Consider the following 19,605-nt stretch of genomic DNA (forward strand, 5'->3'; position numbering starts at 1 on the left):
TATTGCGGCAGACGAGTCGACCTTGCAGAGAGACGAAGTCAACAAGCTCGCCGGTCTGCTCCTGAGCAGTTGTGGCAACGGTCCGCTCTTGCACGTTGGCCCGGCCGATCTGTCACTGCTTCAGACCTTCTTGAGCCGCGGCGTCCAGGTCACCAACGTGGATCTGGACAGCTCGCGCGTGCACGAGCACGAACAGAAAATCTCAGGCTGTTTCAAGCATTGGGATGGTGAGACCCTGCCCTTTGCCGATGACGCGTTCACTACCGTACTGGTAACCGGTACGCCAGATGGACAAGCGATAACGGCCGAGTTCGCGCGCCAGATTCTCCGTGTTTCGGATGCCAACGTATTCCTGTACCTGTCGCCGGAAGAGTGTTCTCAGGCCTCGGCATTCCGCAAGAAATGCGAAGCGGAATTCTTCCAGGTCGGCGCTCGCAAACACCCGGCCTACTACCGCGTGAACGACTACCAGGCGCTTCAGCTGGAACAAGGCAAAGTCGCGATCCCTCTCGAGAAACTGCCGGCAGAGGCGGCACTGGAATATCCGCTTTCCGCATTGGTGGAAGAGCGCGATCTGCACATGGATATGACGCGCGAGCCAGGCAGTCGCTCCGACGCTCACATCATCCGGTATATGCTGGCCAGTCGCTTCATTCGTCCTGGCGACCGAATCCTCGATGCGGCGTGCGGGCTCGGCTACGGATCGCACATCCTGCTCAAATGCTCGGACGCCAGCAGCGTGCTCGGCATCGACGGAAGCGAATACGCCGCCAAGTATGCTCAGCTCAACTTCGCACAGAGCAATCCCGGTCTGACTTTCAAGGAAGGCTGGTTGCCCGAGGCAATCGTCGATATCCCTGACAATTCCATCGATCTGATCACGTCATTCGAGACCCTCGAACACGTCAAGGATCCCAAAGGATTGCTCGCAGAGTTCCACCGCGTCCTGACGCCGACGGGCCGTATCGTATTGTCGGTGCCCAACGACTGGTCCGATGAAACAGGCGAAGACCCCAACCCCTTCCACTTCCATGTCTACACCTGGGCCAAGATTCTGGAAGAGACCAAGGAGCATTTTCTGGTCGAGGCTGCATACGCCCAGACTGCGGATCAGTTCAAAAGGAACAAGCAGTGGGCTGTCGGGACCCGACAGCTGTTCCGCACCAGCGTCGACACCCTGGTGAATGACGATCCTGAATGCGAATGGTGCCTGCTGGTCGGGATGAAAACGCCACTGGACGGCGCTTCCGTGCCCTATACGGAAACGACTTACGATCTGTATCCAGATAATCAGGACTGGCACGTCACCCGTTTCGACGACTACCAGAATCCATGGCTGGTGAAAGGTCTGGTCACTATCGGCCACCGCATCGACAATCCTGATCTGCTGCAGTCGATCAGCTACCAGGTCGCACTGGATTCGCCGGACAACACACCCGACCAAGGCGCGGGCTTGTGCGTCCTCGGCTACCAGTTGTATGGGGATGAAGCAGCCAGCTTTGAAGACATCGAGTCATTCGACGCCCAGTGCCAGTCCTATCTGGACGCTGAGCAGACCTCGCCGCAGCAGCTCCGCTGGCAGGTTTCTCTTTGCTATCTGCTGGCGCAGATCTGGCAGAAGTGGGGCCGTAGCGAAAAAGCCATTGCCTACTATCAACGCTGTGTTGCATTCGACTGCACTCGCTACAGCCCGACGCTGATCACCAAGCAGGTCAATGCCTATCTGAATCTGGGCCTGATCGAGTCTGGCCAGCAGCATCTCGAGCAAGCCAAAGCGTACTGGCGCCAAGGCGTGACCGCCGCCGAGCAGGCTTTGAAGCTGGACTGGAAAACCGCTTACGGGTCGCTCGAAAACCCTACTGATTTCGGTCTGCATGAGCTCGGCGCCATCGTCGAATGTGCCGCCTCGTGCGCATACGCCCTCAAGTACAGTGACAACTCGATCAACAAGACACCTCAATGGTGGCACCAGCTCTATCGTGACCGCGTTTCGCAACTGCGCCAGACGGAAGCGATACATCAGGAAATCACAAGACTGAACGAACTGATGGTCAGCAAAGACGTTGCGATCAAGACCATCACTGAAGCATCGCAACGAGAAGCTAACTCGCTGTATGCCAACACCATCGAGAAGGATCTGGTACTTAACCAGACCGGCATCGAGATTCAACGCCTCAACCTGCTGATCGAGACCAAGGATCGTCTGCTTGGCGAAACAGGTATCGAGCTTCAGCGGCTCAATATGGTGATCATGGAAAAAGATCACCGCCTGAACGAGAAAGGGCAGGAAATCGAAGACCTGACCGCTGCCATCAACAAGATGCTCAGCCAGTCCACCCTCGATGCTCAGAATCACGAGAAAGCCTCTTCGGCCCATGTATGGACGGAGCTCGAGCTGAACCGTCTGAACTTCCTGATCGAGTCAAAAGACAGCCTGCTGAACGAAATCAGTCAAGACGTGCACCGTCTCACCACCGTGATCGCCAGCAAGGACGAACTGCTAAGCCGCACGGGTGAGGAACTCAATCGGATCAATCACCTGATTGCCGAGAAGGATGCCCTTCTCAACCAACTGGGCAATGAAATCAACCGGATTAACGCCAGTCATCGCGAAAAAGAGTTGCAGTTGAGCGAACTGGGTTCCGTTATCGTCAGCAAAGACGAAATACAAAACCGCACCAGTGAAGACCTCAATCGGATCAATCAGCTGATTGCCGAAAAAGATGCGCTTCTCAATCAACTGGGCAACGAAATCAACCGGATCAACGCCAGTCATCGTGAAAAAGAGCTGCAACTGAGCGAACTGGGCTCCGAGCAGAAACGCCTGGACTCCGTTATTTTCGCCAAGGACGAGCTGCTGAGCCGCTCCGGTGAGGAGATTGATCGTCTTAATCGGTTGATTAACGACAAGGATGTCCAGCTCAACGAGTTGGGCCACGAAATCAACAGGATCAACGCCAGCCATCGCGAAAAAGAGCTGCAATTGAGCGAGCTGGGATTCGAGCTGTCCCGCCTGAATCTGGTCATCGACGAGCAGGACATCTCCGCCGAGGCGGTCAACCAACAGCTCGCTGCCTTGCAGCATGCCCATGACCAATGGCTGGCCAGAAGCATCAGCCGTGACGATCATGTCGAGCTCGAAGCCAACCTTAACAAGTCCATCGCTGACCTGTCCCAAGAGAAGCAATCGTTGCTTCAGGCACTCGAACAGGAGCAGGTACGCTACGCCCAGTTGCGTCAGACGCGCCTGTTGCGGTGGCGGGATGCTGTCGCGGCCAAGCCGCTGACACTGCGTGGTCTGGCAAAGGTTGCCTACTTCACGACCGGCCTGCTGACGCCAGAGTTCCTGCGCAAGCCTCTGCGCAGCATGGTATCGCCGATGGTGAACCGCCTGCGCAAGACTCCGAACATTCCGACCCCTGCTCTGGCGACCGAGCCAGAGTCTGGATACATCGTGAAGCTTCCGAGCAAACCTGAGAAGAACCGTCCGGTGGTTGTGCATATCATTGCCAACTTCATGACCGGCGGCTCGTCCCGATTGGTGGTGGATATCTTCGAATACCTGGGGAATCAGTACGATCAACGCGTCGTCACCAGTTATGCGCCGACGCCTGCGGCGTATATCGGCATCCCTATCGACGAAATCCGCTTCCCGAACGATGAAGCCCCCTTCATTGAAGCGTTCAAGGAGATCCGTCCGGACTTCATCCACATGCATTACTGGGGTGATTGCGACGAGCCCTGGTACGCGAAATCGGTGAGAGCGGCAGAGATCCTCGGGATTCCGGTGATCGAAAACATCAACACCCCGGTAGCGCCGTTCTACTCGGACGCCATCACACGCTACGTCTACGTCAGCGACTACGTCAGGCATGTTTTCGGTAATCCGCAAGACAAGGCCCACGTAACGGTCTACCCAGGCTCCGACTTCTCGCTCTTCGAATCCAAGAGCAAGCGCAAGGCCAGTGAAGACTGCATCGGCATGGTATATCGACTGGAAAGCGACAAGCTCAATTCCGAATCGATCATGCCGTTCATTCTCGCGGTGAAGAAGAAGCCATCCGTCAAGGTCCTGATCGTTGGCGGCGGCAGCCTGATGGAACAGTTCATGAAGGCTACCGAGGACGCTGGTGTCGCGGAAAACTTCGAATTCACCGGCTATGTGTCCTATGCCAGCCTGCCGAGCATCTACGAGAGGATGAATATCTTCGTGGCGCCGGTATGGAAAGAAAGCTTCGGCCAGGTCAGCCCGTTCGCGATGAACATGCGGGTCCCTGTCGTAGGTTTCGATATCGGAGCGATTGGTGAAATTGTCGATGATCCGTCCCTGCTTGCACCTGCAGGCAACTCCGATGCGCTGGCTGACATCATCGTATCTCTCCTGAACGACACTCCGCGTCGTCAGAAAATTGCAGAACGCCATAGAAAACGCGCTCAGGATCATTATTCCATTCAGGCAATGATCAAAGGCTATCGGGGCATTTACAACGGCATCATGGTTGATAAGAAAAAATGAAAATCGTCTTTTTTGTACATTGTTTTTTTCCAGATCATTTCTACGGAACAGAGACCTACACTATTGAGCTGGCGAAAAACTATGCTTCGTGGGGACACGACGTCACCGTAGTCACCGCGATTTTTCAAGGCGAACCCGCGGCCGCAGAACTCATCTCGCACTACGAGTATGAGGGCATCAAGGTCATCAGCCTGGACAAGAACAAGATTCCTCACGGTCGAATCAAGGAAACCTATTACCAGCCTGACATGCGCACAGTGCTGACCCAGGTATTGACCGACTTGCAGCCGGACATCGTTCACGTCACTCACCTGATCAACCATACATCCGTATTGCTGGAAGTCACTTCAGCGCTGGGGATCGCCACCTACGCCACGTTCACGGACTTCTTCGGTTTCTGCCTGAACAACAAGCTTGAGGCGGCAGACGGCGCGCTCTGCGCGGGTCCGTCGAAGTCTCGAGCCAACTGCGTAGCGTGCTACATCAAGGAAGCGGCCAGGGCAAACGTGGGTGGCTGGATGGGCTATGCGAAATCGCCATTGGCCGCCAAGGTGATCGCAAGTTCGGCCACCGCACTGCGCAAGTTGCCGGGCCTGAAAAACGGTAGCATCGACGGTACCATCGAAGACATCGCACGCCGACCTGACACCCTGATCTCGCTTTACAATCAGGGTTACAAGGGGGCTGTAGCCCCCACGGCCTTCCTCAAGAAGGCGTACCTGTCCAACGATGTGAAAGTGCCGATGCACGCGCTGTGGTTTGGTATCGATATTGATCGCTCGCCAAAACCTGAACGCCCTGCAGATCACGTACCCACCATTGGCTTCATCGGGCAGATCGCGCCGCACAAGGGCACCGATCTGTTGGTCGATGCCTTTCAACAGTTGCCAGCCCAGCGCGCCAAACTGAAGATCTACGGCCCGGCCGATCAAGATCCTGCGTATATGCAAGAGCTCAGAAGCAAGGCTGAAGGCGGGGATATCGAGTTCCTGGGCACGTTCGACAAGGGAGACATGGTCAACATCCTCCGCGATCTGGACCTTCTGGTCATTCCATCCAAATGGTATGAGAATAGCCCGCTTGTCTTGCTCAACGCGTTGGCGACCCACACTCCAGTGCTGGTGTCGGATGTTCTGGGGATGACCGAGTTTCTGGAGCCGGGTTTGAACGGACTGTCTTTCGAGCGTGGAAGCGCTACGGATCTGCATAGACAGCTTGCGGCCTTGGTGACCGAACCTCATGTCCTCTACGGAATGTCGAAGACCACGAACTACGAACGAACGCCTGAAGTGATGGCCCGAGAAACCTTCGCAATGTACGGTGAGTGAACGTTGTAAAGGTCATTGCCTGACGCCCGGCAAAGGGGGCGTCAGGTCCAGGTCAGCCCAGCCACGGGTAATTTGAAGACAGGGGGCTGACCTCCCGGGCAAGGAACGCAAGATGATCAATGCACCATGAACAGACCCGGTAACAGCGCCTCCGCTGCGCGAATTCTGCTTTGCGTCCATCAGTTCTTTCCGGATTACAGCGCAGGTACTGAGGTTCTGGTCCTCTCTACCGCCAAAGCCCTACAGGCTGCTGGCTACGAAGTGCAGATCGTCACCGGAGCCCTCACTGACTCGCCGGAAGCTTCCAGCAGCGTCACTGACTTCCAGGGATTCACTGTCTATCGCATTAGCACCCCTTACGTGCGGGGGCAGTTCGATGCCCAAACAGTCGTCAAGGAATACGACAATCCTGACACTTCGCCCGCTTTCGCGGCGATCCTCGAGCGTTACGCTCCAGATCTGGTTCATTTCTTCCATTTTAAGAATCTGACGCTCTCCTGCCTGCGGGAGTGTTTTGCGCGATCTATTCCGACGGTCTTCACCCCCACCGATTACTGGCTGACATGCCGCACATGCCAACTGCTCAAGCCTTGGGGCGAACCTGAATGCGCCGGTCCGCAAACCCTCGCCGGAAACTGCCTGCGGCATATCCTCGTCAATACCGAGCGTCATGCTCTGGTCCGCGCCGCGAAGGTACTTCCGGGTATCGTGTTTTCGACCCTTGCAGGGTTACTCCAATCCCTTCGCCTGCCCAAGGCGACGAAGCTCCAGCGACTGGCGACGGACTTGAAGGACAGAAAGCCACGGATTTTCAGCCATCTGGAAAACATCGACCTGCTGCTGCCTCCAACGAGCTCCCTTCACGCCACGCTTCTGGCTGGCGGCATCGCACCGAAAAAGATTCAGCCTCTGCGCTACGCGATCGAGCAGCCCGCGGTCAATCATGACGTCATCGCCACCTCGGCTACGGCTCGCCCATTCACTGTCGGGTTCATAGGTACGCTGGTCGAGCACAAGGGCTGTCACGTTCTGCTTTCAGCCTTGAAATCAGTGCAGCACCGCCAGATGGATGTACGAATCTATGGCAGCGTCGAGCACTATCCAGCTTACGTGCAGACCTTGAAAACAATGGTGGGGGACGATCACCGGGTTCGGTTCTGCGGGACTTTTCCATCCGCGGACATTGGCAACGTACTCAGTGAACTCGATGTGCTCGTCATCCCGTCAACCTGGCGTGAGAACGCTCCTCTGGTACTGCTCAACGCCGTCGCGAGCGCCACGCCTGTGATCGCCAGCGATGTCGTGGGCATCACCGAGTACCTGGACGACGCAGATGATGTTTCGCTGTTTCCGCCCGGCGACAGTCGCCGATTGGCTCAATTGCTCGATGAGCGAAGACAGACGCATATCGACACTCGATCAACGTCCCGACGAGCCGCAAGAATGGCCGGAAGCTCTCTTGAAACCTACGCCAGCGCCCTGGACAGTGCGTATACTCGGCTGATACAGCGGCCATACGACAACATGGAATAGATATGAAATACGTTATTTTCGGGGGTGGTGGTTTCATCGGTTCGACCATCGCTGATCAACTCATCAGGGAAGGCCACAGCCTGCGCATCTTCGAACGGCCACGCGTAGCACCGTATCGCGAGTTCGAAGAGACCGAAAAGGTTGAGTGGATCACCGGTGATTTCCAGAGCAAGCACGACTTGCATTGCGCGATGGAAGGCATGGACGGCGTGCTGCACCTGGTATCCACGACACTGCCAAAGTCCTCCAATGACGATCCGATCTACGACATTCAGACCAACGTCATTGCCACGTTGAACATGCTGGACATCATGGTCGAGATGAAGATGAAGAAGATCGTCTTCATCTCCTCCGGCGGGACTGTTTACGGCCGCCCACAATCCCTGCCGGTTCCCGAATCTCATCCGACCACACCCGAGGTCTCCTACGGCATCAGCAAGCTGGCGATTGAAAAGTACCTCTATCTCTACAGCCAGCTTCACGGGATCGAGCCCGTCACATTGCGGGTGGCGAATCCCTACGGCGAACGCCAACGAATCGAGACCGCACAAGGCGCGATCGCGGCATTCGTCAGCCGGGCAGCCGCAGGAAAACCGATCGAAATCTGGGGAGACGGCACCGTTACCCGCGATTACATCTACGTCCACGACCTCGCAAATGCATTCTCGAAGGCACTCGCCTACACCGGCAAAGAGCAGACCTTCAACGTAGGTGCGGGCGTAGGGACGTCCCTTAATACACTCATCAACCTGGTGGAAAAGATCCTCGACAAACCTATCGAGCGAATCTACAAACCGGGGCGGCCTTTCGATGTGCCGGTCAACTATCTGGACTGCAGCCTGGCCGCGCAGGAAATGGGGTGGTCGGCGCAGTACGACCTGGAGAAGGGTCTGCAGCGTACGATTGAATGGTATCTGGGCCATACCGCGCAGTGACCCGCATGTACGCCGTCGCCGGTCGCCAGAGACAGTAGTCATTACGGCTTGTGAGGCCTTTGCACAGGCCAGCTTCAGGCAGTTCAGGTCTGCTCATTGCTGGTCGGCGCCTCCATGATTTCGCCTTTGATGTCCACTTCGGTCATGTTAGCGACGACACATTGCGTAGGAATTTTCTGGCATCCTCACCCACATTGGTGTCTCATGGCCGGTGAGCATCAGCATTGGAGAGGATTCCAGAATGTCACACTACAGGGTACGACATCTCGTTTTAGACACATTCCCGGAGCCGCTGAGCTATTACTCGGGGATTAATTCAGGCGATGTCTATCTTGAGCCGGATGAAGAAGTTCACTTCTTCAGCGTTATATTGCGCGAAGGCCAATACTCTCAGTTCGGCAGCGCTTACAGCGCTGTGGGCGCCATTGCCCAGATGGAGGATGGCCGCATCTACACAGGCGAGATCATCTCCTCAGAAACAGACTCCGTCCCCGAAGAGCAGACCAGCGAGCGGACCTTCAAGCTGAAAATGGAAATCATGCCAAGGCCCAGTGAGTGAGTTTGCTCATGGGCGATGTTTCAAGCGCCGCGCCCATGCACCGCCTCAGAGTGTTCTAGGCTGACTGTTTCTGAACGAGGAAAACTGTCATGGCCGAAGACCGCGAAATTGCATTGGACATCGCGCTCAAATCCTTGCTCGCTACGGTAAGAGGGCTGTCGCTGGACATGGATAGCGTTTGCGCAGCAGCCATCGACGCCATGCGAGAGGGTGTTGAATACGATCCTGAGCATGTTGAGTTGGCCATAACGGAGATCGAAAACGCCGTTCAGGCCCTCTCCTACCCGCCTCTTTTCGAGTGACTGAGCGCTCTAGAATCACTCTGCTGGACATTATTGGTGGCAATTTAGCTCTATATAGTGTCTCATTGCCGCTTCCAAGGTATTAGGTATGGAGAGCGATCATGTCGGCTGTAAGGATTAAACACCTTGTGTTGGATATGTCACCTGCTTGTTTGAGCTATCACTCAGGCATCAACCAAGGCGATTTGTACCTGAAGCCAAGCAGCGCTCCGGGCACTTACAGCGTCAATCTGGGTGCTGGGCAATATCAGGATCTCAAAGGCGGCGTCGCGGGCGGTGAAGCGACGGTACAGCTAGACGATGGCCGCATTTTCGCAGGCGACATCGTGTCCTCGACGAAAGACCTCACGGCTGAGAAACTGAGCGGCCCGCTGGAACTATGTCTTAACGTGATGGAGCTCAAATTCGATCTCCCGCGGTTTTGAGACTCCCCGACCTGAGACCACGCTTTACCCAGTAGGGTTGTACACCGCCATCACGAGACAGATCGCGACAAACGCCAACTGATCTCGCTGACGCCTACGGCAGTCGCGCATCAGCATCGCCAGTCGAACAAAGGCCATTCTTCCAGCAAGCTCTGGCCTTTCGCTGACCGCAGCGCCGTTGCCATCGGTCAGTGCGCAGATCAGGCGTACCTGAGATATCCACCAGCCATCCGCCAATTGCTTCACGCGTGTTACCGCTGAGGCCGCGCCCGCATTCACCCCGAACTGATTGCTCGCATGCTGCCGATAATCCATCCCGGCAACAGGGTCGATGAACCACTTGTACCCATGACTGCGCGCAAAGGCATAACAGAACCAGTCGTGCAGCGCGACGTTCTGAACGTCATCCCACCGCGTCGTTACGATGCGTTTGAACGCAGACGCCAGCTCACGTGTGAGCACATAGGTGCAGCCTGGCCCTGCGGCCTCGAACAGATAATCCCATTTCACCTGCGGCTGGGCTTTGTCGACGAGCATTCTTCTGCCGTCAGGCCAAAATGCGATGACATTGCTCGAGTAGCCATCCACGCCGTCTGAGCGCAGCCTGGCGACGGCGCGTTGCAGCTTGTCCGGATACCAGACGTCGTCCTGATCTGCGAACGACACATAGTCGTACGCCGAGAGGTCGACGTCGCGGACAAGGCGGAAGAAGTTGCGGGCAGCGCCCTTGAAGGGGCCCGATGGCGGCAACAGGTGCACGCTGGAGTGACTGGNCTGATGTAAACGCTTACCCTGACGTCGGTCTGGGCGAGGATAGAAGCCAGTTGCTCTTCTATCCAGGACATGCCGTTGTAGGCGGCCAGCAGCACAGCGACTTTGGGAAAATCAGCGGACATGCTGCCAGCAGCCTTGCTCAGGGTATGGGAGGCGACTTAGATGTCGCCGTGTTCCAGCAGTTTTTGCAGGTACTGACCGTAGCCGGTCTTCTTCAGCTTTTCAGCCTGGGAAGCGACCTGCTCTGCAGTGATCCAGCCATTGGTGTAACCGATCTCTTCAAGGCATGCCACTTTCCAGCCCTGACGCTGCTCGATGGTGTGCACAAAATGACTCGCCTCGAGCAACGACTCGTGGGTACCGGTATCGAGCCAGGCAAAGCCGCGGCCCAGCATCTGGACAGTCAGCGCCTTCTTCTCGAGATACACGCGGTTAACGTCGGTGATTTCCAGCTCGCCACGCTCGGATGGCTTGATGTTCTTGGCGATCTCGACGACTTCGTTGTCGTAGAAATACAGACCAGTCACGGCATAGCTGGACTTCGGTGCGGCCGGTTTTTCTTCGATGCTCAGCGCTCGGCCGCTCTTGTCGAATTCGACCACGCCAAAACGCTCAGGATCATTGACGTGGTAACCGAATACGGTAGCGCCGTCTTTCTGATCTGCAGCAGCGCGCAGGTTGTCGGAGAAGTGCTGGCCATAAAAGATGTTGTCGCCCAGGATCAGGCAGCAAGGATCGTTGCCAATGAACTCTTCGCCGATGATGAACGCCTGAGCCAGACCGTCTGGACTTGGCTGCTCGGCATAGGTCAGCTGGATACCGTACTGGCTGCCGTCGCCCAGCAGTTTACGGAAAGACGGCAGGTCATCCGGAGTGGAGATGATCAGGATCTCGCGCATGCCGGCCAGCATCAGTACCGACAACGGATAGAAAATCATTGGCTTGTCGTAGATCGGCAGCATTTGCTTGGAGACACCCAGAGTGAGCGGGTGCAGACGCGTCCCCGAACCGCCGGCCAGAATGATTCCTTTACGATTGGTCGTGTTCATTTATTCAGAGCTTCCATAAGCATTCGGGTTACACCACTTTGCCAATCCGGCAGGTGCAGGGAAAAGGCATTGCGCAGTTTTTCTGTCGCAAGGCGCGAGTTCAACGGGCGGCTTGCGGGTGTGGGGTATTGGGTTGTCGCTATCGGTTCGATTGTTTCTACCGCCAGCAATTCACCTTTTTCCCGCGCGAATTCAATAACGTATTTCGCGTAAGCGTGCCACGACGTTTCACCGGCTGGCGCCAGATGATAAATGCCGCAAAGGGCCGGATTCACCAAGGTCTTCTGCAGAGCGACAGCTGCCACATCGGCCAGCAATTCAGCCCCTGTCGGCACACCGATCTGGTCAGCGATGACGTTGAGCGTCGTGCGCTCTCTGGCCAGTCGCAGCATGGTTTTCGCGAAGTTGTTCCCCCGCGCTGCGTACACCCAGCTGGTGCGGAAGATCAGGTGCTTGCAGCCAGAGCCGACAATGAGCTCTTCGCCTTCGAGCTTGGTCGCGCCGTAGTAATTCACCGGCGCGACCGCATCGGTCTCTTTCCAGGGAGCGGTGCCCGCGCCATCGAAAACGTAGTCGGTGGAGTAATGCACCAGCAAAGCATCGAGACGCTTCGCTTCCTCCGCCATCACCTGGCTCGCCAAGGCGTTGACCGTACGCGCGAGTTCACGCTCGGTCTCGGCCTTGTCTACAGCGGTATAGGCTGCTGCGTTGACGATGACATCCGGAGCAACGGCCCTGATGGTTTCGCGCAATCCGACGAGGTCGGACAAATCCCCTGCCAACGTGCCATAAGCTGTCGACACCGGATGACGATCGAGGGCGGTCAGTTCACCGAGCACACACAAGGCGCGCTGCAGCTCCCAGCCGACCTGACCGTTTTTACCGAGCAGGAGAATCTTCATGCCTTGTCAGCACGCGCGGCGTAGTTTTTGTCGATCCACTGCTGGTAGCTGCCGCTCTTGACGTGAGCAACCCACTCCGGATTGTCCAGGTACCACTGCACGGTTTTGCGAATGCCCGATTCGAAGGTCTCTTCCGGCACCCAGCCCAGTTCGCGCTGGATCTTGCTGGCGTCGATCGCGTAGCGAAGGTCGTGGCCAGGACGATCCTGGACGTAGGTCAGCAGATCGACGTGCGGACGGAACGCCGAATCAGGACGCAGTTCGTCGAGCAGTGCACAAACAGTGCGCACGACTTCGATGTTCTGCTTCTCGTTGTGGCCACCGATGTTGTAGGTCTGGCCCACTTCACCTTCAGTCACGACCTTGTACAGCGCACGTGCGTGGTCTTCAACGAACAGCCAGTCGCGGATCTGGTCGCCCTTGCCATAGATCGGCAATGGCTTGCCTTCCAGCGCGTTGAGGATGACCAGCGGGATCAGCTTCTCGGGGAAGTGGAAAGGGCCGTAGTTGTTCGAGCAGTTGGTCACCAGAGTCGGCAAGCCATAGGTACGCGCCCAGGCACGGACCAGGTGGTCGGAGCTTGCCTTGCTCGCCGAGTACGGGGAGCTTGGCTGGTAGGGGGTCGTTTCGGTGAAGAGATCTTCCGGCCCTTCCAGGTCGCCATACACTTCATCGGTCGAAATGTGGTGGAAGCGGAAAGCCGATTTGCGCGCCTCATCGAGCGTCGTCCAGTAGCCACGGGCGGCTTCGAGCAAGACGTAAGTGCCGATGATGTTGGTCTGGATGAACTCCGACGGGCCACTGATCGAACGGTCGACATGAGACTCGGCAGCCAGGTGCATCACAGCATCAGGCTGGTGCTCGCGGAACACGCGATCAAGGTCTTCACGATTGCAGATATCGACGTGTTCGAACGCGTAGCGATCACTTTGATCGACCGTCTGCAGCGACTCGAGGTTACCGGCATAGGTAAGTTTGTCGACGTTGACCACGGAATCGGTGGTGTTGGAAATGATGTGACGCACGACAGCAGAACCGATGAAGCCAGCACCGCCTGTTACTAAAATCTTCACGAGAGTTTTCTACCTTGAGGGTCTGACAAAGCATCACAAGGCTTCGCCCTATCCATGGGAGCAGCGGCCCGGACAGCACCGGCAGCTACGACGACATTTGCCATCCCACAATCCAAATAGAGGCAAGCTTATTACGCGACAAAATGAAGGCTGATTTTACATACAATTCAGCCGGTCAAGAAAATAATTATCTTGTTCAAGCACCTGCAATCATGGGGCTCCAACCACCGAATCAGGGCAGTATCGAGAAATCCACAAAATGCAAACGCAGCCACTGTAGCCAATGTTGCGTAATTGATACAGGGAACGGGAGCAAATCTTGCTTGCAAAAGCATCGCCACCGCCGAGTTCTGTTTTACGGCATTCATCAAAAAGCACGCTACAGTTGGGTAGGCTTCGGTCGCGGTAATGACTTTCTGATGTAGTTATTTCAACTGCCCGTGCTGCAAACGACACTTGAAAGACTCCAGAGGCGGCTACCATGAAAGCGATTGTCACCGGCATCACAGGACAGGATGGCGCCTATCTGAGCGAGCTTCTCCTCAGCAAGGGCTACAGCGTTTACGGGACCTATCGACGCACCAGCTCGGTGAATTTCTGGCGCATTGACGAGCTTGGCATTCGTAATCACCCCAATCTGCATCTGGTCGAGTACGACCTGACCGACCTCTCTGCAAGCATCCGGCTTTTGCAGAGCACTGAGGCCACGGAAATCTACAACCTCGCCGCGCAAAGCTTTGTCGGCGTTTCGTTCGACCAGCCGATCACTACCGCCCAGATCACCGGTATCGGAGCGGTCAACCTGCTGGAAGCGATAAGGATCGTCGACCCGACCATTCGTTTCTATCAGGCCTCCACCTCGGAGATGTTCGGCAAGGTCCAGGCGATTCCGCAGGACGAAAGCACACCCTTCTATCCTCGCAGTCCCTACGGGATCGCCAAGCTGTACGCGCACTGGATGACCATCAATTACCGCGAGTCGTACGGAATTTTTGCGACCAGCGGCATCCTGTTCAATCACGAGTCGCCGTTGCGTGGCCGGGAATTCGTGACCCGGAAGATCACCGATTCGGTGGTGAAGATCCAGATGGGCTTGCTGGACAAGCTCGAGCTGGGGAATCTGGATGCAAAACGCGACTGGGGGTTTGCCAAGGAATATGTGGAAGGCATGTGGCGCATGCTCAAGGCCGATACGCCGGACACCTTCGTGCTGGCCACGAACCGCACCGAAACTGTGCGTGACTTCGTCACCATGGCGTTCAAGGCTGTGGACATTGCCATCGAGTGGAAAGGCAGCGCGGAGGATGAGCAGGGTTACGACGCCAGAACCGGCAAGGCTCTGGTTTCGGTCAATCCGAGGTTCTATCGCCCCAGCGAAGTGGAATTACTGATCGGTAATCCGGAAAAGGCCAGGATGGTTCTGGGCTGGGAGGCCAAGACAAACCTTGAGGAGTTGTGCCGGATGATGGTTGAAGCGGACCAACGCCGCAATGAACAGGGTTTTTCCTTCTGATGAATATCGCTGGCAAGCGCGTGCTGATTACGGGCATTCAGGGCTTTACCGGTCGTTACATGGCGGCGGAACTGAAAAACCAGGGATGCGAAGTGATCGGCATGGGTTCTCAGCCGTCGACTGAAGCCGATTATCACCAGGTCGACTTGCTCGACCCGGTGAGCCTGACGGCATTCCTGGCCAACATTCGGCCCGACCTCGTCGTTCACCTGGCGGCGCTGGCATTCGTCGGCCATGGCGCGGCGGATGCGTTCTATCAGGTGAACCTGATCGGTACACGCCACCTGCTCGAAGCCATCGATCGATGCGGCCGACAGCCCGATTGCGTGCTTTTGGCCAGCAGTGCAAATGTCTATGGCAACGGTTCTTCGGGACGGTTGAATGAGGACACGCCGCCTGCGCCGGCCAACGATTACGCGGTCAGCAAGCTGTCCATGGAATGGATGGCCCGGCTCTGGTTTGATCGCTATCCGATCATCATCACTCGCCCGTTCAACTATACCGGCGTAGGTCAGGCGGAAAACTTTCTGCTGCCAAAGATCGTCAGTCATTTTCGACGAAGGGCGCAGACGATAGAACTTGGGAATCTGGACGTGTGGCGCGACTTCAGTGATGTGCGCGCACTGGTCGCAGCCTATCGCGGCCTGCTCCAGGCTTGTCCTGTCGGCCAGGTGGTGAACATCAGTTCGGGAAAAACGCACTCGCTGGGGGAAGTGATCGAGTTGTGTCGCACCATCACCGGGCATGAGATACACGTCGAAGTGAACCCTGCGTTTGTACGGAAGAACGAAGTACACAGTCTGTGTGGGGACAACTCCCGACTCAAAGCGCTGGTGCAGGGTTGGCAAACCCCACCCTTGCAACAAACCCTTGAATGGATGTTGTTCGAGGAATAAACGAAGGGGCCGCTCAATGAGCAGCCCCTTTTTTTTTACATCACGGCTTACGCTTGCGCGGACCGGTATTGAAAGCCGGGACCTTGCGCACAGGCTTGGCCGCTGGGGCTTCGGCGACGGTCTCGCCGCTATCGACCCATTTGCCGAGGTTGCGCTTACCGCCACCGCCGGTTTTCGGCTTCTTCGGTTTTTTCGGCTTCTTCAGAATCTGACCGCTGGCATCGGTGGCCGGGACGCGGTGTTCGGGGATGAAGTCGGGCTCTTCCCGGCGTTGCAAGGTCTGACGGGTCAGCACTTCAATGGAGCTGAGCAGCTCGACTTCGTCGGCACAGACCAGCGAGATCGCCTCACCCGTCTGGCCCGCACGGCCCGTGCGACCGATGCGGTGGACGTAGTCCTCGGCAACGATTGGCAGGTCGAGGTTGACCACGGTGGGCAGGTCGTCGATGTCCAGCCCGCGAGCGGCAACATCGGTGGCAACGAGAATCTGCACTTCGCCAGCCTTGAAGCGATCCAGTGCGCGCTGGCGAGTGGCTTGGGGTTTGTCGCCATGGATGCCGTCGGCGTTGATGCTCAGGCCTTGCAGGCGATCGACCAGTTGATCGACGCCGACGCGGGTCTTGGCGAAGACCAGCACCTGGCTCCAGCGCTGTTTTTTCAGCAGGTGGATAAACAGTTCGCTCTTGCGCTTCTTGTCGACCGTCACAACCCATTGTTTGACCGACGATGCAGCGACATTGCGCGGGCTGACTTCGATGCTCAGCGGGTTGTCGAGCATTTGTCCGGCCAGTGCGCGGATTGAGTCGGAAAAGGTCGCGGAGAACAACAGGGTCTGACGGCGTTTCGGGAGTGCGGCGTAGATATCGCGCAGTTCTTCGGAGAAGCCCAGATCGAGCATGCGGTCGGCTTCGTCGAGGATCAGGGTCTGGACCTGAGAGAACTTCACGGCGTTCTGGCGATGCAGATCGAGCAGACGGCCCGGTGTTGCAACCAGTACGTCCACGCCACGGCGCAGCTTCATCATCTGCGGGTTGATGCTGACGCCGCCATAGACCGCGTAGGTTGCAAGCGGCAGATGTTCGGCGTATTGACGAATGGCTTCGTGAACCTGCTCGGCCAGTTCGCGGGTCGGGACCAGCACCAGCGCGCGCACCGAGTTGGCGGCGACCTTCGGCCCCTCCATGGTCAGGCGCTGCAGCAGCGGCAAGGCAAAGCCTGCGGTTTTGCCGGTGCCGGTCTGAGCCGCGGCCATCAGGTCGCGACCTTCGAGCACGGGCGGGATTGCCTTGGCCTGAACGGGGGTTGGTGTCTGGTAGCCGAGCGCTTCGAGCGCGCGCAGCAGGGGTTCGATCAGGCCAAGAGAGGCGAATGTCATGTGAATACCGTTGGAAAAGGGTCAGCGCACAGGGTCTGTGAATAGACAATGGCGCGCAGTTTACCCGTTTTGCACCGGTTTCTGCTTGCGCCACTGCGGCAAGCCGATCAGCACCACGGCACTGATGATCACGGTCATGGCCGCCGCTTCCGCTGGCCCGATATGCTCATCAGCGAACAACACGCCCAGCAACACCGCAACGGCGGGGTTGACGTAGGCATAACTGGTGGCGGCCGCCGGGCGAACGTTTTTCAGCAGGTACATATAAGAGCTGAACGCAACGATGGAGCCGAACACCACCAGATAGGCCATGACCAGCCAGCCGGAGAGACCGGGAGATTGAGTCATGCGCTCGCCGCTGACGTAGCTTGCGATCAGCATCAGTGCACCCGCCACCAGCATTTCGCAGGCGCTGGCCATGGGTCCGGCCGGCAACGGCAGGTATCGGCTCCAGACAGACCCGAACGACCAGGTGGCGGCCGCAAAGATCACTAATGCGGCCCCCATGGGGCTCGCCTGCAGGTTCGACCCCAGATTGAGCAAGGCAATGCCAATCAGGCCCAGGACGATTCCGGCCCACTCCAGGCGGGTATTGCGATGGCCCCAGATCAGGCCGAACAGCAAGGTGAACAGTGGCACCACGGCCACCGCCAGCGCAGCGACACCGGAGGCCACGCCCGCGTGTTCAGCCAGCGTCACGGCGCCATTGCCACAGGCCAGCAGCAGAAAACCGATCATCCCTGCCGCCTTCCATTGTTGCCAGGTCGGCATGGGTGCGCCGCGAAAACGCATGAAGGCGAACAGGATCGCGCCGGCGATGGTGAAGCGAACACCGGCCATCATCAATGGCGGCCAGGTTTCGATACCGATGCGAATGGCGAGATAAGTAGAGCCCCAGATCACGTAAAGCGCGAAAAAGGCCCCGATGAGCAACAGGGGAAAACGGCGGGCGGCGGGCATGAAAGACTCGAATACAGGCAATTTATTATTGGGTGTGATTCTAGAAACGTCCGCCCCTGAGATGTCAGTAACAACGGATGTTTATTCGACCCGTACACTTTTATCAACAACGTGAATCAGGGAATCAGGGAATCAGGGAACCAGGGAATCAGATTGCGCGGTGCTTGCTGATCGCTTCAGCGATTTTCTTTGCCGGGACCTTTTGCAGCGTGCAGAACAACTGATGAGAAACCCCGCTGATGCCGTGAGTGCTGCGCAGTTCATGGCTCAGGTGGACGGTCAGGTTGGCGGCCATCTCGGCGTCGGCCATCGCTCGGTGAGCCTTGCCGGTATGGGGCAGACCAGCCCAGGAGGTCAACGTGCCGAGCTTGTGGTTGGGCGCGCTGGGCATCAGGCGTCGCGCCAACAGCATCGAACAGGCGAAGCTTTGCTCGCGCGTGCGTTTGATGCGCGATAGCTCGTAATCCCAGAACTTCTGGTCGAATGACGCATTATGGGCGACCAGCGGCGTCAGGCCGACGAACTCGGCCACTTCGTTCATGACCCGCTCGGCCGGCGGTGCCGTGCGCAGCATGCGGTTGCTGATGCCGGTCAGCGATTCGATGAATGACGGAATGCGCACGCCCGCGTTCATCAAGCTCTGATAGCGCTCGACGATCACGCCCTGCTCCATGATGACCACGGCAATTTCAGTCGCCCGGCAACTGCTGTTCGGCGAGATACCGGTGGTTTCGAAGTCGATGACGGCGATGCGTTCCTGCATGGGAAAACCTTTTTCAAATGACGCAGTACCCATGTAGGAGCGCGCTTGCCCGCGATAACGTTGCCGTGGCTGACACACTTATAACGTCTGTCCCGTCTTTCGCGGGCAAGCGCGCTCCTACAGTAAATCTCAGCGTTCAACTCTTGAGCAACAACCCGCCTTCAATAGGCACATAGCGACTGGCGGCGCGGATCAGCGAGTTGGCGGTCAGCCCAGGGACACCGTAGGCCACGGCCTGGACCCCATGCTTGCTGATGATACGTTCGAGCAGCAGGTCGAAATCCCCATCACCGGACGCCAGCACGACTTCATCGACATTCGGCGCGACGTCCATGATGTCTATGGTGATGCCCACGTCCCAGTCGCCTTTGGCCGAGCCGTCGCTTCGCTGGATATAGGGTTTGAGTTTGACGGTGAAACCGAGATTGCGAAGGATCTGCTGGAATTGCTGCTGTTTGCTGTCGCCGCGATCGATGGCATAGGCATAGGCTTCGACGATCTGCCCGCGCTGACTGATGTCCGCCCACAGAGCGGCATAGTTGAAATGACAACCATGAGCCTGACGCACGGTGTAATACAGATTCTGTACGTCGGCGAACACCGCGATTCTTCTCACCCGAACTCCTCGATGCGCTGAAAAGCGACAAAGGCCCGAAAGCCGGACCGGCGCTCAGTATGCCAGTTTGGGGAGGGGATTGGAGA

General features: G+C 57.2%; 17 protein-coding genes and 1 pseudogene. 9 read left to right on the forward strand and 9 right to left on the reverse strand.

Annotation, left to right across the window (positions count from 1 at the left end; genetic code table 11):
* Positions 1 to 22 precede the first annotated feature (22 nt).
* From D3M70_RS03715 to D3M70_RS03745, 7 genes are all read left to right on the forward strand, one after another.
* On the forward strand, positions 23 to 4,516 hold the full coding sequence (locus tag D3M70_RS03715; RefSeq protein ID WP_165869729.1) for a glycosyltransferase: 4,494 nt from the start codon (positions 23 to 25) through the stop codon (positions 4,514 to 4,516).
* Entirely contained in the window at positions 4,513 to 5,844 is a 1,332-nt protein-coding gene (locus D3M70_RS03720) for a glycosyltransferase family 4 protein (RefSeq protein ID WP_120124461.1), read from the forward strand. The genes D3M70_RS03715 and D3M70_RS03720 overlap by 4 nt, the downstream gene beginning before the upstream one ends.
* Before the next feature lie 126 nt (positions 5,845 to 5,970).
* Positions 5,971 to 7,377 carry a glycosyltransferase gene (locus D3M70_RS03725; protein WP_120124463.1) on the forward strand — a complete coding sequence of 469 codons (1,407 nt, stop codon included), beginning with the start codon at positions 5,971 to 5,973 and terminating at the stop codon, positions 7,375 to 7,377.
* A 2-nt stretch (positions 7,378 to 7,379) separates the two neighbouring features.
* On the forward strand, positions 7,380 to 8,312 hold the full coding sequence (locus D3M70_RS03730; protein WP_120124464.1) for an NAD-dependent epimerase/dehydratase family protein: 933 nt from the start codon (positions 7,380 to 7,382) through the stop codon (positions 8,310 to 8,312).
* Positions 8,313 to 8,553: 241 nt separating this feature from the next.
* Positions 8,554 to 8,871, forward strand: a complete 318-nt coding sequence (locus D3M70_RS03735) for a hypothetical protein (RefSeq protein WP_120124466.1) — start codon at positions 8,554 to 8,556, stop codon at positions 8,869 to 8,871.
* Positions 8,872 to 8,960: 89 nt separating this feature from the next.
* On the forward strand, positions 8,961 to 9,173 hold the full coding sequence (locus D3M70_RS03740) for a hypothetical protein (RefSeq protein WP_120124468.1): 213 nt from the start codon (positions 8,961 to 8,963) through the stop codon (positions 9,171 to 9,173).
* A gap of 101 nt (positions 9,174 to 9,274) precedes the next feature.
* The gene (locus tag D3M70_RS03745; protein ID WP_120124469.1) at positions 9,275 to 9,598 is read left to right on the forward strand and encodes a hypothetical protein; all 324 of its coding nucleotides are present in this window, start codon (positions 9,275 to 9,277) and stop codon (positions 9,596 to 9,598) included.
* Positions 9,599 to 9,622: 24 nt separating this feature from the next.
* Here the strand turns inward: D3M70_RS03745 and D3M70_RS32585 are convergent.
* From D3M70_RS32585 to rfbB, 5 genes and pseudogenes are all read right to left on the reverse strand, one after another.
* On the reverse strand, positions 9,623 to 10,371 hold a 749-nt coding region (locus D3M70_RS32585), incomplete at its 5' end, for a glycosyltransferase family 2 protein (protein ID WP_256659686.1).
* 1 nt (position 10,372) lies between these two features.
* A pseudogene (locus D3M70_RS32590) lies at positions 10,373 to 10,494 on the reverse strand (glycosyltransferase family 2 protein); the annotation flags it as partial.
* Positions 10,495 to 10,530: 36 nt separating this feature from the next.
* A complete protein-coding gene (gene rfbA / locus D3M70_RS03755) occupies positions 10,531 to 11,421 on the reverse strand; it encodes a glucose-1-phosphate thymidylyltransferase RfbA (RefSeq protein WP_120124471.1) in 891 nt (296 codons plus the stop codon).
* Complete coding sequence (gene rfbD, locus D3M70_RS03760) at positions 11,418 to 12,323, reverse strand: dTDP-4-dehydrorhamnose reductase (RefSeq protein WP_120124473.1); 906 nt, start codon at positions 12,321 to 12,323, stop codon at positions 11,418 to 11,420. Before rfbD ends, rfbA begins: the two co-directional genes overlap by 4 nt.
* Positions 12,320 to 13,396 carry a dTDP-glucose 4,6-dehydratase gene (gene rfbB, locus D3M70_RS03765; protein WP_120124474.1) on the reverse strand — a complete coding sequence of 359 codons (1,077 nt, stop codon included), beginning with the start codon at positions 13,394 to 13,396 and terminating at the stop codon, positions 12,320 to 12,322. The genes rfbD and rfbB overlap by 4 nt, the downstream gene beginning before the upstream one ends.
* 481 nt (positions 13,397 to 13,877) lie before the next feature.
* Here rfbB and gmd point away from each other — a divergent pair, with 481 nt between their 5' ends.
* Both gmd and D3M70_RS03775 read left to right on the forward strand, forming a co-directional pair.
* A complete protein-coding gene (gene gmd / locus D3M70_RS03770) occupies positions 13,878 to 14,909 on the forward strand; it encodes a GDP-mannose 4,6-dehydratase (protein WP_120124476.1) in 1,032 nt (343 codons plus the stop codon).
* Entirely contained in the window at positions 14,909 to 15,805 is an 897-nt protein-coding gene (locus tag D3M70_RS03775) for a GDP-mannose 4,6-dehydratase (protein WP_120124478.1), read from the forward strand. Before gmd ends, D3M70_RS03775 begins: the two co-directional genes overlap by 1 nt.
* Before the next feature lie 40 nt (positions 15,806 to 15,845).
* Here the strand turns inward: D3M70_RS03775 and D3M70_RS03780 are convergent, their stop codons facing one another.
* The 4 genes from D3M70_RS03780 to D3M70_RS03795 form a co-directional block, all read right to left on the reverse strand.
* On the reverse strand, positions 15,846 to 17,180 hold the full coding sequence (locus D3M70_RS03780; RefSeq protein WP_120124479.1) for a DEAD/DEAH box helicase: 1,335 nt from the start codon (positions 17,178 to 17,180) through the stop codon (positions 15,846 to 15,848).
* Positions 17,181 to 17,240: 60 nt separating this feature from the next.
* Entirely contained in the window at positions 17,241 to 18,140 is a 900-nt protein-coding gene (gene yedA / locus D3M70_RS03785; RefSeq protein WP_120124481.1) for a drug/metabolite exporter YedA, read from the reverse strand.
* 148 nt (positions 18,141 to 18,288) lie between these two features.
* Entirely contained in the window at positions 18,289 to 18,903 is a 615-nt protein-coding gene (locus D3M70_RS03790; protein ID WP_120124582.1) for a PolC-type DNA polymerase III, read from the reverse strand.
* Positions 18,904 to 19,039: 136 nt separating this feature from the next.
* A complete protein-coding gene (locus tag D3M70_RS03795; protein WP_120124482.1) occupies positions 19,040 to 19,519 on the reverse strand; it encodes an NYN domain-containing protein in 480 nt (159 codons plus the stop codon).
* Between the last annotated feature and the right edge of the window lie 86 nt (positions 19,520 to 19,605).

The sequence above is a fragment of the Pseudomonas sp. LS-2 genome, assembly GCF_003605735.1.
Taxonomy (GTDB): Bacteria; Pseudomonadota; Gammaproteobacteria; order Pseudomonadales; family Pseudomonadaceae; genus Aquipseudomonas.